Source organism: Sulfitobacter sp. EE-36, assembly GCF_000152605.1.
GTDB classification, from domain to species: Bacteria; Pseudomonadota; Alphaproteobacteria; order Rhodobacterales; family Rhodobacteraceae; genus Sulfitobacter; species Sulfitobacter pontiacus.
Window position 1 is genome coordinate 19,136 of sequence record NZ_AALV01000007.1, and the last position, 13,476, is coordinate 32,611.

Here is a 13,476-nt window from a genome sequence, read left to right on the forward strand (position 1 = left end):
CTGGCAGTTGGTTCGATTATTTATTGACCCAGTTGGGTTTGCGTTTTTCGACAAAGGCGTTCACGCCTTCCTTGAAATCTTCGGTTTTGCTGAGGTCCGCGATCACCTCGCGCGAATAGGCGATGCTTTCCTGCATCCCGTCGCGCTTGTACATGTCGTTCAGGACGCGTTTCGTGGCCTTGACCGCCGACGGCGACACGGCGCACAGCTCTTCGGCCTTTTCCATCGCTTTCGCCATCAGCTGGTCGGCAGGGTAGACCGCGTTGACGCAGCCCATCGACAGCGCCTCATCGGCCATGATGGTGCGGCCGGTGAACATCATCTCTTGCGCGGCAAGCCGCCCGATATAGCGCGACAGGCGCTGCACGCCGGAAGCCGCGGCAAAGAAGCCGACCTTGACCTCGGGCAGGGCGAATTTCGCCTGATCGGAGGCGAGGATAATGTCGCATGACAGCGCCGTTTCAAATCCGCCGCCCATGGCGAAACCGTTGACGGCCGCGACGATGGGCTTTTCCAGATCGAAACGCGAGGACAGACCGGCAAAGCCGCTGGCGGGCATCGTCGCCTTGGACCCGCCGGCAGCGGTGGCTTTCAGGTCGTTCCCCGCGGAGAACGCCTTGTCCCCCGCGCCGGTCAGAACCGCGACCCAAAGATCCTGATCCGCTGCAAAAGCGTCCCAGCAATCGGCCATTTCATTATGCATGTCGACGTGCACGGCATTGTACACCTCGGGGCGGTTCATGGTCACAACAAGGATGTGACCCTTCTTTTCGGTGGTGATATATTGATAGCTCATACCTTCAGCCCTCCGGTGTCGATTTCAGTGAATTTCCCGCCATTCTTGGCCAGATCACGCAGCAGCTCAGCGGGCGCGAATTCGGGGTCTTCGGCGCCGAGCTTTTCCATCACGTCCAGCACGGCCTGCGCACCGACCATATCGCCATAGAACATCGGGCCGCCCTTGTCGGCGGGCCAGCCATAGCCGTTCAGCCAGACCACATCGATGTCAGAGGGACGCTGCGCCTTGTTTTCCTCAAGGATTTTGACCGCTTCGTTGATCATCGGATAGATGCAGATCTCGATGATCTCTTCCTGCGACATCTGGTTAGCTTCGGCACCGGTGATGTCCTTGATCACACCGGCAACCACATCCGACGGGATCGGGCGGCGGGATTCATCATAGTCGTAGAAACCCGCTTGGGTCTTCTGGCCGCGACGGTCCATTTCACACAGCGCATCACGGATCGGGTTTTCGGTCTTGGCCCCTTTGGACCAGCCGATATCCAGACCGGCCAGATCGGACATCTGGAACGGCCCCATCTTGAAGCCAAAGGCGTTCAGCGCGGCGTCCACATCCCAGGGCATCAAGCCCTGTTGCAGCAGCTTGTTGGCCTGTTTCTGGCGTGCGAACAAAATACGGTTGCCGACAAAACCGGGGCAAACGCCGACGAGCACAGCGATCTTGTTGATCTTGGCCGCCAGATCCATTGAGGTCGCGACCACATCATCAGCAGTATGTTTCGCGCGCACGATTTCGAGCAGTTTCATCACGTTGGCAGGCGAGAAAAAGTGCAGCCCGATCACGTCTTCGGGGCGCTTGGTCATCGCGGCGATTTCGTCGATGTTCAACGCCGAGGTGTTCGTCGCAAGGATCGCGCCCGGTTTCATCACGCGGTCCAGCTCGGTGAAGATCTTGCGCTTCAGCTCCATGTCTTCGAACACGGCTTCGATCACCAGATCACAATCAGCCAAGGCCGCCAGTTCCAGCTTGCCGTCAAAGCGATCCATCCGCGCTTCGACTTCTTCTTGCGGGAAACGACCCTTATCGGCGCTGCGCTGGTAGTTGCCGCGCACGACCTTCAACCCGCGGTCCAGCGCCTCTTGCGTGGTCTCGACGATGGTGACGGGGATGCCCGCGGTGGCAAAGTTCATCGCGATACCGCCGCCCATCGTACCCGCGCCGATGATGCCTACGGATTTGATCTCGCGCTGTTTGGTGTTGGCGGGCAGGTCCGGGACCTCCCATGCGGCTTTGCCGGCAGCACCGATATAGGCACCAATTTCTGCGTCGGTTGGGGTGTTCATAGTCTTCCTTTCTTCCGGCCCGGTTGGGGGGCCTTATGTGTCCAGACAGGCCGCGCGGATCGCACGGCGGTCAATCTTGTCGGTGGCACCACGGGTCAAAGGACCGTCCTGGCACCACAGTTTTTCGGGTATCTTGAATTTGGCCAGCCGCCCGTCGAGATGCGCCGCCATATCGGCTTGCGTCAAAGGCTTGCCATCACGGGTCTGCACAGAGGCCCCGACGACTTCACCCAAGCGCGGGTCCGGCACGGAAAACGCGCAAGCCTCGATCACATCGGGATGCGTGTGCAGCGCCCCTTCGACATCCAGACAAGCGATGTTTTCGCCGCCCCGGATGATGATGTTCTTCTTGCGATCAAGGATGGTGATATAGCCTTCGGCGTCGATCACACCCAGATCACCGGTGCGCAGCCAGCCGTCTTGCATCGTCTCTTCGGTGGCTTCCGGCTTGTTGAGGTAGCAGCGCATATTGGCGGGGCTTTTGACAGTAATCTCGCCCAATTCGCCCTGCGGGACATCGTTGCCCTTGTCGTCCAGAAAGCGGATGTCTTGCAGCGGCGGATGCAGCTTGCCTGCGGCGTCGGGGCGTTTGTTGTATTCCTCGCCCACCATGCCGATGCCAAGCGCGTTCGTCTCGGTCATTCCCCAGCCTGTCGCGATATCGGCGGCGGGGAACTGGTTTTTCAACTGCGCCACCTGCGCCGCAGGGCGTTTCGCCCCGCCTGCGCCAAGCCAGGTGAGCGTCGGCAGGGTTTCCCCCATACGCTTTGCGGCTTCCAGCAGGTCGGCAGATTGCGTCGGCACGCCGAGAAAACGGGTCACCCCTTCGCGGTTGATCACACGCACCGCTTCTTCGGCGTCCCACTTGTGTAGCAAGGAAATCTTGGCACCGGCGGGCAGGCTAAGCAGAAACAGCGGATGCGTCGCGGTGACGTGGAACAGCGGCGTGACGATCAACCCCGACGGGCGCGGCGCGGGCGGTGCGCCGGGTTCAGGGGGTGTGACCAGCGGCGCGGCGACGGCTTGTAACAGCCAGCTGAACACCGCGCTAAGCGCACCACGGTGGGTCTGCACCACCCCTTTCGGCTTGCCCGTCGTGCCAGAGGAGTACATGACCGCAAAGTCATCGTCCGTGTTCAGATCGACCCCTTCGGGCGGCGTTTCGGCCATGCCCTGCATGAGGTCCGACAGCTTGTGCGGGCCCATTTCCTCGGCATCGCGCACGCCGATGAGACGCAGGCCCAGATCATCCTCGAGCGGTTTCATCCGTTCAAAACGGGGACCATCGGCAAAGACCGTCTTGGCCCCGCTGTCTTGCAACGCATAGTCAAGCTCTTCGGTGGTCCACCACGCATTGACGAACACCACCACAGCACCCGCTGACGCGACCGCCAGCGTGAGCATCAGCAGTTCGGGATAGTTGCGCATCGCGATGCCGACACGGTCGCCGGTCTTGATCCCCAGCCTGTCGCGCAGCCCGTTGGCGATGCGGTTCACATCGGCGGTGAAAGCATCATAGGTCCAGCGTTCATCCTGATAGACCAGAAACTCCGCCGCGCCATTGCCCTGAATTTCGCGGCTCGCCTGGATCAGCCCGCCCAGGGTTTTCGGGATATTCTTGAATGTTTTATAGGTGACGCCACGGATATTACTTTCGGTTACTTCGAACGTCGGGTTCGTTGAAACCACGTGGCGAATGGCTTCTTCGGGGGTCATTGCGGTCATATGCACCCGCCCGCAGACAGCATAGATACAGATAGTGTGGCCATTTCGTCCTCCCTTATCGAGCCTGTTGCCGGACACTCCTCCACGATTGTCCGCGACTCTGATTTCTGCAGCCTAAGCGCTAAAATTCAAACTGCCAATACCGCATGATGGAACGATGTTCCGCAAGCTGACGTTTGACAGGATTTTACGCGCACCAAGGCCCTCCGCACGTGCGGCCCCATATCTCGGCGAAAATTGACCATGAATATAAAGGTAAGGAAAGCCCTACTTTCCCCGAAAGCGGGGAAAGCGGCCAATGGCACCTGCGATGTCATTGAAACATCGCGTCACTTGAGGCGCGGCAGATCCCCCGCCGCAGCCGCTTGTGCCGGCGTTCAGGCGCCGACGGTGCCGCAAATCAGCTCGGGGAGCCGCGTGGCAGGGGGCGTGTTCCGGCTGCGCAGGCTGCGTACCACGCCATCAATCACCGTCATGCCAACACCGGGCAGATTACCCAGTTGCACAGATTCAAGCATATTTTTGCCGGGCGCATGCTGTGCCTGATCCATCAGGACGAAATCCGCGCATTTGCCGACCTCGATCAATCCGGTGTCCAGCTTGCGTTGCCGTGCGGTGTTGCCGTTGGCAAAGCAAAAGGCGACCTCGGCGGGTACATCGCCAAGCGACGACAGCATCGCAACCATGCGCATGATCCCCAAAGGCTGCACGCCAGATCCCGCCGGACCGTCGGTGCCCAAGATCAACTGATCAAGCTTGCCCAACTCGCGCGCTGTGTTCAGCGTCAGCAAGGCGGCGCGTTCGTTCCCGTTATGCACGATCTCAAGCGCGGCCTTGCAGCCCTCGCACAGGCAGATGATCTGATCGTCGGGCAAGGCAGAGTGCCCGCCGTTGATATGCCCGACCACATCCGTTCCGGTTTCAAGCACCATATCCGCATCGATCAACCCTGATCCGGGGATCGACGGGCCGCCGGTGTGGATCGTGCTTTGCATGCCGTATTTGCGTGCCCATCCGACCATCTGCGCGGCGGTCTTGCCGTCCTTGACCGTGCCCAATCCGACCTCGCCCAGCAGGGTCACGCCGGCCTTGGCCATCTCGGCAAAGTCTTCTTCGACCATGCCCTGTTCGATCACCGGCGCGCCCGCGTGAACCTTGACGCCCGAGGGGCGGAAGTTTTCGTACCAACGCTGCGACGCGATCGCCATCGCCTTGAGACCGACGATATCCTTCGGGCGCCCCGGCATATGCACCTCGCCGGCAGAGATCAGCGTGGTCACCCCGCCGTGCAACGTTGAATCGATCCACCCCAACTGCTGCTGGCGCGGGGTATAGTCGCCCACCACCGGGTGCACATGGCTGTCGATCAACCCCGGTGCCAGCGTCGCGCCATGGGCGTCGACTTCTGTCGTGGCCCCGTCGCAATCCATATCCTTGGCATAGCCCCATTCCGTGATCTTTCCGTCCATCGCGATCAGGCAATCCCCGTCGGCAATGGGGTCTTCCATCTTGCCGGTCAGGATCATCCCGATGTTTCGGATCACGAGTTTTGCAGAAGTGTCTGACATGGGGCACGCCTTTCAAGCAGCATCAGTTTCATTTGAACGCTAACAGAAAAATGCGCCCGATCAAGATGAAACACTTGACAGATAATCATTCGTATACAAACAATATTACATCCGCAGCTGATAAGGACTCTCCATGGACGCCGCTTCTCTCTCTCGCCTCAGCTTCCCGATCCCCACTGGTGTCTTTGCCGAAACGGTGACGGAGGTGCAGCATTATACCGACAGCCTGTTCCGCTTCCGCATCACCCGCGACCCGTCCTTTCGCTTCCGGTCGGGGGAGTTCGTGATGATCGGGCTGCCCAATGCCGAGAAGCCGGTGTTCCGCGCCTATTCCATCGCGTCGCCGTCGTGGGACGAGGGGGTCGAGTTCTACTCTATCAAAGTACCTGACGGGCCGCTGACGCAGCACCTGCAAAAGCTTAAGGTCGGTGATACCGTGCTGATGCGCCGCAAGCCGACGGGAACGTTGGTGAATGATGCCTTGCTGCCCGGTAAACGGCTGTGGATGTTCGCCACGGGGACCGGCATCGCGCCTTTCGCGTCGGTCATCCGTGACCCCGAGACGTACGAGAAGTTCGATGATCTGATTCTGTGCCACACCTGTCGCACTGCCAAAGAGCTGACCTATGGCCGTGATCTGGTCGCCAGCCTCAAGGCCGATCCGCTGGTGGGTGAATTGGCGCAAAGGCTGACCCTATACGACACGCTGACCCGCGCGCCGTGGCCGCGCGAAGGGCGGCAAACAGACCTGATGGCGTCGGGCAAGATGTTCCGCGATTTGGACGTGCCGCCGATCTCTCCTGATCGCGACCGCGCGATGATCTGCGGGTCGATGGCCATGTTGAACGACACCAAGGCCGCGCTCGAATCCTTTGGGCTGGTGGAGGGGGCAAATAATCGCCCTGCCAGTTTTGTGGTCGAAAAAGCCTTTGTCGGCTGACGACATGCGAATTGATTTGACACGAAGGCACCCGACGCACTTCTATTCGTATACCAACAAGTTTTACGCCCGCAGCAAAAGGTGACCGGATGAGCTACCTGACCGCGACGACATTGGATCAAGCGTTAACCACATTGGCCGCGGGGCCGGTGTCGATCATCGCGGGGGGGACCGATTGGTTCCCCGCACGCGGCGACCGTCCGGTGACGGGCGACCTGTTGGACATCACCCGCTTGCCAGAGCTGCGCGGCATCAGCCAAACAGACCAAGGCTGGCGTATCGGGGCGGCCACCACATGGACAGACATTATCCGCGCTGATTTGCCCGCCGCTTTCGACGGGCTCAAGCTGGCGGCGCGCGAAGTCGGGTCGATCCAGATCCAGAACGCGGGCACCATCGCGGGGAATCTGTGCAACGCTTCTCCTGCCGCCGACGGGGTGCCGCCGCTGCTGACCCTGAATGCCGAGGTAGAGCTTTGCAGCGCAAACGGGTCGCGCGCGCTGCCCTTATCGCAGTTCCTGCAAGGCGTGCGCCAGACCGACCGCGCCCAGAACGAGCTTGTCACCGCCATCCACATCCCCGCGCCCCCGGCTGATAGTCATAGCAGCTTTGTCAAACTCGGTGCGCGGAAGTATCTGGTGATCTCGATCTGCATGGTCGCGGTGCTGGCAAAGATCGAGAGCGGCAGGCTCACCGATATCCGCATCGCCATCGGAGCCGCATCCCCTGTCGCGCAGCGTCTGACCGCGCTTGAGGATCAGCTTCGCGGTAGCGCCCTTGGCGATGTAGAAAACCGCATAACTGCTGATCTGATGCAATCGCTAAGCCCCATTACGGATGCGCGCGCGAGCGCCGACTACCGCCTTGCCGCCAGCGTCACTTTGGTCCGCCGCGCTGTGATGCGCGCCTTGAAAGGGGCCCTGTGATGGATAAACCGACCACGACAGAAGTGACCTCTTTCACCCTGAACGGCAGCATTGCGCAGGTTGAACCGCTGCCCGGTGAACGCTTGTCTTACGCGCTGCGCGAGCGGCTGGACCGCAAGGATGTAAAGATCGGCTGCAACGCGGGCGATTGCGGGGCCTGCACTGTGCTGGTCGATGGCGCGCCGGTCTGCGCCTGCCTGATGCCCGTGCAGCAGGCGGTGGGGCGGCAGGTGGAGACGCTGGCGGGGCTGGTGAAAACCGACCACGACGCGCAGGCGTTGATGCAAAGCTTTCAGCACCATCAGGCCGCGCAATGCGGGATTTGCACACCGGGGATGATGGTCTCTGCCGTGGCGTTGTTGCGCGAGGTGCCGCAGCCGAGCGCGGCGCAGGTGCAGGATGCCCTTGGCGGCGTGCTGTGTCGCTGTACCGGCTATCGCAAGATCATCGACGCGGTGGTCGGGGCCCATGCTGCCGACGGGCTGACTGTCGCCTCTACCGCGCTTGGCCAGCCTGCGCGGCGGCTGGACGGGCAGGCCAAGGTCGACGGGTCAGAGGCGTTTGGCGATGACGTTGCCCCAGCCGGTGCTTTGGTCGCGCGGGTCATCCGCGCGCCCCATGCCTCGGCCGGATTTACCTTCGGCGATCTTGAGGCATGGCGCAGCGCGCAGCCCGGTATCCATTGCATCCTGACCGCAGATGACGTGCCCGGCCTCAACGCCTTTGGCGTGATCCCGGGCTTCATCGACCAGCCGGTTTTCGCTGTGAACCACATCCGGTTCCGGGGGGAGGCGGTTGCTTGCGTCGTGGGAGAGGCGGAGGCGATGATCGCCCTTGATCTGGAAAGCTTCCCTGTCCGTTGGGTGCCACAAACTGCGCTTGCCGATACCGATGCCGCGACCGCCCCAGACGCGCCACAGCTGTTCGAGGATCGCAAAGGCAACATCATGTGCGGCGGCTTCGTGCAATGCGGCGATGTGGAGGCCGCGCTCGACGCCGCCGACGTCACTTTCGAGGCGCAATATACCACCAGTTTTGTCGAACATGGCTATATCGAGCCTGAGGCAGGCTTTGCCCAAGTGATCGACGGGCGCATCCATGTACACGCCTGCACCCAGGCACCGGGTATGGACCGCGAAGCACTGGCCGCGATCCTTGACCGTCCCATGGCCGACATCCGCATTGTGCCGACGGCGGTCGGGGGCGGTTTCGGATCAAAGATCGACCTGTCGTTGCAGCCCTTCATCGCGCTTGCCGCGCTCAAGACGGCGCGGCCCGTGCGCATGACCTATGCGCGCGCCGAAACGATGCAATCGACCACCAAACGCCACCCCGCGCAGATCACGATCAAGGTCGGGGCCAAGGCGGACGGGACGCTGTCGGGGCTGCGGTTCGACGGGGATTTCAACACCGGTGCTTATGCAAGCTGGGGTCCGACGGTCGCCAATCGCGTGCCGGTACATGCCTCTGGTCCCTACCACATCCCTGATTATCGCGCACGCAGCCGTGCCGTGCATACCCATTGCCCCCCCGCAGGTGCCTTCCGCGGCTTCGGCGTGCCGCAATCGGCCATCGCACAGGAAACCGCCTTTGACCTGCTGGCCGAAAAGCTGGGGCTTGATCCGCTGGAGTTCCGTTTGAAGAACGCGCTGGCGGACGGGGTGCCCACGGTCTGCGGGCAAGTGTTCGATCAGGGCGTCGGCATCGCCCCCTGCCTAGAGGCGCTGCGCCCCGCGTGGGAGGAAGCGAAAGCCGAATGCGCCCGTTTCAATACAAGGAATGACACGGTGAAACGCGGTGTCGGGATTGCGGGGGCGTGGTACGGCTGCGGCAATACCTCGCTGCCGAACCCGTCGACCATTCTGGCGGGCGTGCGGCCGGATGGCACGGTTGTGCTGCACCAAGGTGCAATGGACATCGGGCAGGGGGCCAATACGGTGATCCCGCAAATCTTTGCCCAAGCGCTTGGGCTGTCTGTCGAGGGGATCAAGATCCTAGGGGGTGACACCGATATCACGCCGGACGCGGGCAAAACCTCTGCCTCGCGGCAGACCTTTGTGTCGGGCAATGCCGCAGTGAGGACCGGAGAGGCGCTGCGGGCGCAGATCCTGCGACAGGTCAACGCGGGCCCCGCCGCGCAGATCGGCTGCCAAGACGGGCAGCTCACGGTGACCGACGGCGGGCGCACGCAGCGCCTTGATCTGACGCGGCTGCCGGTCGATGCGCAGGGCTATGTGCTGCAGGCGCAAGAAAGCTATGATCCGCCGGTCAAACCGCTGGATGAAAACGGACAGGGCGTGCCCTATGCGCAGTTCGGCTATGCCGCGCATCTGGTGGTGGTCGAGGTGGATATCGCCCTTGGCCTGTGCCGCCCGCTGCGCTTTGTCGCCGCCCATGACGTGGGCCGCGCGATCAACCCGTTGCTGGTCGAGGGGCAGGTACAGGGCGGCATTGCCCAAGGGCTCGGTATGGCGCTGATGGAGGAATATATCCCCGGGCGCACCGAGAACCTGCATGATTATCTGGTGCCGACCATCGGCGACGTTCCCCCGATCGAGACGCTGATCCTGGAGGTGGCCGACGCCCACGGCCCCTACGGCGCGAAAGGTCTGGGCGAACATGTGCTGATCCCCACCGCCCCCGCGATCCTCAATGCAATCTACCATGCCACCGGTGCGCGCGTGACGCAGACACCGGCCACGCCGACGCGCCTGCGCGCCGCCCTTAAGGAGGCCGGACATGCCTGACGACCTGCGCGACCCCAAGCCCGTGAAAATCCGCTGCGATGCCTGCCCGGTGATGTGCTTTATCGCCGACGGCAAATCCGGTGCCTGCGACCGCTATGCCAACCACGCGGGCGAGCTGGTGCGGCTGGATCCGCTGACCGTGATCCAGTCGGGGGCCAAGGCCGTCGCTTTTCTGGATCAGGGCGACAACGCGCAAGATTGGGACGGCGACGTCATTCAGGGCGGGCGCGATTTCGTCACCGCCGTGGGGGCGGGGACCACCTATCCGGATTACAAACCCGCGCCCTTCATCGTCAGCCAAGAGGTCGAGGGCGTGGATATGATCACCGTCGTGACCGAGGGCATTTTTTCGTATTGCGGGGTCAAGGTGAAGATCGATACCGACCGCCACATCGGCGACGAGCGCGCCGTGGTGCGTGTGGACGGAGAGGCGATCGGCCATGTGATGACCTCTGAATACGGGTCCAAGATGCTGTCTTTGGGCGGGGTCGAACACCTGACGGGCGGCTCCAAGAAAGAGGGTCGCGTGACCTGTGACGCGCTGCTGCGCCTATGTAACCGTGAACCGGTCGAGGTCACCATCGACGGCGGCGTCACCATGGTGGTCGAGGCGGGCAAAGCGCCGATCATCAACGGCGTCCCGGAAAAGCTGATGCGCGTGGGCTGTGGGTCAGCGACCATCGGGATGTTCGCCAAACAATGGCACGGGCATGTGGACGAGGTCGTCGTTGTCGATGATCACATCACCGGCGTGCTGACAGAACACGAGGCGGGCAAGGGGCTGGATATGACCCCCTCTGGCATCCGCGTGAACGGACGGCGGTCAACGCCGGGGCGGTATTTTCAGGTGGCGGACCCCGGCACCGGATGGGGCGGCACCGATGTCGAAGACCCGCTGACCATCCTGCGTGACGCCGACCCGAAGCGTGCCTGGCCGGGGCTGCGGCTGCTGATGATCTCTACCACCGGAGAGCAATGGGCCTATTTCACGCTGGATGACGATCTGATCCCGCAACCCGCCAAGATCACGCCCGAGCTGCTGGTCGTCGCGGACCGCATCGCCGAGAATTGCGAACCCTCGCTTTGTTCGGTGCTTTTCATGGGAGGGGCGGGCGGCAGTCTGCGCGCTGGCGTGACAGAGAACCCCGTGCGGCTGACGCGGTCGGTCAAGGAATCGCTGACCCATGTGTCCTGCGGCGGGGCCGAGGCCTATGTCTGGCCGGGGGGCGGGATCACCGTCATGGTGGATGTCATGGATATGCCCACGAACTCTTTCGGTTATGTACCCACGCCCGCGCTGGTCGCACCGATCGAATTCACCCTGCGGCGCGAGGATTACGGCACGCTTGGCGGGCATATGGAGCATATCCAGCCCGTGCGCGATGTGGTCACCGATGATGTGCGACGGGTGGCGCAGCAACTGCTGCAACCCGACCCGAATGCGCGGGAAAACTACGGCTGGTCGAAGGATAAGACATGACGGCACAGGCGGCTCTTCTCCCCGGTGGCAGGCTGCACCTGTCCCACGGTCCGATTGATCTGGTCATCGGGGCGGATGGCGCACGTGATCTGGCATTTCGCGCGGGTTTTGATCGCTTTGGCACGATCCTGTCCGAACTGACGGCAGAGCTGCCCCTGCTGCGCCGCCCTATGGGCACCAAGCCAAAAGGCAAGATCGCCCGCGCCATGTACCGCGCCGCCTTGCCCCATGCCGACGGGCTGACCACGCCGATGATCTGCGTCGCCGGTGCCGTCGCGGCAGAGGTCTTGTCGGCCATGGTGGATGCCGCCGATCTGACCCGCGCCTATGTGAACAACGGTGGCGATATCGCGCTGCATCTAACCGAGGGCGCGCGTTTTGACGTGGGCATTGCGGGGCTGGACGGGCGGTCGCTTGGCACCGTCACGATCCGCAGCGGTGACCCCATTCGCGGCATCGCTACCAGCGGGCAGGGCGGGCGCAGCCACTCCTTGGGCATTGCCGACAGTGTCACCGTGCTGGCCCGATCCGCCGCGATGGCCGACGCGGCGGCGACCAAACTTGGCAACGCCGTCGATCTGCCCGCCCATCCCGCGATCCGGCGCAGCCCCGCCAACCAGTTGCACGACGACAGTGACCTTGGCGCGGCCCCGGTGGTCACCCATGTCGGGCCGCTCTCCCCCGCCGATGTTAACCAAGCGCTCAATGCAGGCGCGACAGCGGCGCAGGGTTTGCGCGACCTTGGCCTTGTCTCTGGCGCGGCGCTTTTTCTGCGCGACCAACATAATGTCATCGGCTTGCCCGAAACCCTGAAATCCCTAGTGAAAGCCCCCGAATATGCCTGAGGTTATGACCCGCAAAATCGTCACCAGCGTCGAAGAGATTTTCCACGAAGGCGGCCCCCGCGCCAATACGCCGCTGAAACGCGGGTCGGTCATGGCTGTGATCCAAAACCCCTATGCAGGCTCTTATATCGAGGACATCCAGCCCTTTATGGAAGACCTCAAACCGCTGGGGGTCGCGATGGCGCAAAAGCTGCTGGCGGCTCTCGGGGTCGAGGCGGCACAGATCGAAGGCTACGGCAAAGGCAGCATCGTCGGCACGGGTGGAGAGCTGGAGCACGGTGCGCTCTGGCACGCCCCCGGCGGCTATGCCATGCGCGACGTGCTTGGGGGGTCGAAGGCGATTGTGCCATCGACGAAAAAGGTTGGCGCGGCGGGGGTGCGGCTGGATGTGCCTGTGACCCATGTCGATGCCTCATATGTCCGCAGCCATTTCGATTCAATCGAGGTCGGCCTGAATGACAGCCCCCGCGCCGATGAAATGGCGGTGATCCTTGTGATGACCACAGGGGCACGTATCCACAACCGCGCGGGCGGGTTGGATGCAAAGGATATCGAAGGAAAGGATGGTCTGAGATGAGCGCCGAAATCCGCAAAATCGCCACTTGGGTCGAAGAGACTCACCGCGAGATCGGGCAGCAGATATCGCCGCCCACGCGCAAGGCCGTTGCTGTGGCCGTGATCAAAAACCCCTTTGTAGGATCTTATACGGAAGACCTGACCCCGCTGATGGACATCGGCGCAGAGCTGGGGGGATTGCTGGGCGATAAATGTGTTGCTGCCCTTGGGATCACCCCCGCGCAGGCCGAAAGCTATGGCAAGGCCGCGATGGTGGGCGAGGGGGGAGAGCTGGAACATGCCGCCGCGATCCTGCACCCGAAGCTGGGCGCACCGCTGCGGGTCGCGGTTGAAAAGGGGGCCGCACTGGTGCCGTCTTCCAAAAAGATGGGCGGGCCGGGGCAGGTGCTTGACGTGCCTTTAGGGCACAAGGACGCGGCCTATGTGCGCAGCCATTTCGACGGGATCGAGGTGCGGTTGAACGACGCGCCGCGCGCGGGCGAGATACTGGTGGCCGTGGCTGTCACAGATTCCGGGCGCCCCTTGCCCCGTGTCGGCGGGCTGACCCATGCCGAGGCCGAAGGCAAAGACGGCCTGCGTTAGAG

At 62.6% G+C, this 13,476-nt stretch carries 11 protein-coding genes; 7 read left to right on the top strand and 4 right to left on the bottom strand.

Annotation, left to right across the window (positions count from 1 at the left end):
* Positions 1 to 16: 16 nt before the first annotated feature.
* From EE36_RS01720 to EE36_RS01735, 4 genes are all read right to left on the bottom strand, one after another.
* Positions 17 to 796, bottom strand: a complete 780-nt coding sequence (locus EE36_RS01720) for an enoyl-CoA hydratase-related protein (protein ID WP_005848873.1) — start codon at positions 794 to 796, stop codon at positions 17 to 19.
* Positions 793 to 2,085, bottom strand: coding sequence for a 3-hydroxyacyl-CoA dehydrogenase (locus EE36_RS01725; RefSeq protein ID WP_005848875.1), 1,293 nt, complete (start codon positions 2,083 to 2,085; stop codon positions 793 to 795). The genes EE36_RS01720 and EE36_RS01725 overlap by 4 nt, the downstream gene beginning before the upstream one ends.
* 33 nt (positions 2,086 to 2,118) lie before the next feature.
* Positions 2,119 to 3,810, bottom strand: a complete 1,692-nt coding sequence (locus EE36_RS01730) for a class I adenylate-forming enzyme family protein (protein ID WP_005848877.1) — start codon at positions 3,808 to 3,810, stop codon at positions 2,119 to 2,121.
* 377 nt (positions 3,811 to 4,187) lie between these two features.
* A complete protein-coding gene (locus EE36_RS01735; RefSeq protein WP_005848879.1) occupies positions 4,188 to 5,378 on the bottom strand; it encodes an amidohydrolase family protein in 1,191 nt (396 codons plus the stop codon).
* 133 nt (positions 5,379 to 5,511) lie between these two features.
* Between EE36_RS01735 and EE36_RS01740 the strand changes: the two genes are divergently transcribed.
* The 7 genes from EE36_RS01740 (at position 5,512) to EE36_RS01770 (ending at position 13,474) form a co-directional block, all read left to right on the top strand.
* Entirely contained in the window at positions 5,512 to 6,318 is an 807-nt protein-coding gene (locus EE36_RS01740) for a ferredoxin--NADP reductase (protein ID WP_005848881.1), read from the top strand.
* 89 nt (positions 6,319 to 6,407) lie between these two features.
* The gene (locus EE36_RS01745; RefSeq protein WP_005848884.1) at positions 6,408 to 7,244 is read left to right on the top strand and encodes a xanthine dehydrogenase family protein subunit M; all 837 of its coding nucleotides are present in this window, start codon (positions 6,408 to 6,410) and stop codon (positions 7,242 to 7,244) included.
* A complete protein-coding gene (locus EE36_RS01750) occupies positions 7,244 to 9,991 on the top strand; it encodes a molybdopterin cofactor-binding domain-containing protein (RefSeq protein ID WP_005848886.1) in 2,748 nt (915 codons plus the stop codon). Before EE36_RS01745 ends, EE36_RS01750 begins: the two co-directional genes overlap by 1 nt.
* Positions 9,984 to 11,471, top strand: coding sequence for a hypothetical protein (locus EE36_RS01755; RefSeq protein WP_005848888.1), 1,488 nt, complete (start codon positions 9,984 to 9,986; stop codon positions 11,469 to 11,471). The genes EE36_RS01750 and EE36_RS01755 overlap by 8 nt, the downstream gene beginning before the upstream one ends.
* Positions 11,468 to 12,316: a UPF0280 family protein gene (locus tag EE36_RS01760; protein WP_005848890.1), complete on the top strand. Its 849-nt coding sequence runs from the start codon at positions 11,468 to 11,470 to the stop codon at positions 12,314 to 12,316. The genes EE36_RS01755 and EE36_RS01760 overlap by 4 nt, the downstream gene beginning before the upstream one ends.
* The gene (locus EE36_RS01765; protein ID WP_005848892.1) at positions 12,309 to 12,893 is read left to right on the top strand and encodes an amino acid synthesis family protein; all 585 of its coding nucleotides are present in this window, start codon (positions 12,309 to 12,311) and stop codon (positions 12,891 to 12,893) included. Before EE36_RS01760 ends, EE36_RS01765 begins: the two co-directional genes overlap by 8 nt.
* Positions 12,890 to 13,474 (top strand): amino acid synthesis family protein, encoded by a 585-nt coding sequence (locus EE36_RS01770; RefSeq protein ID WP_005848894.1) that lies wholly within the window; start codon positions 12,890 to 12,892, stop codon positions 13,472 to 13,474. The genes EE36_RS01765 and EE36_RS01770 overlap by 4 nt, the downstream gene beginning before the upstream one ends.
* Positions 13,475 to 13,476 lie beyond the last annotated feature (2 nt).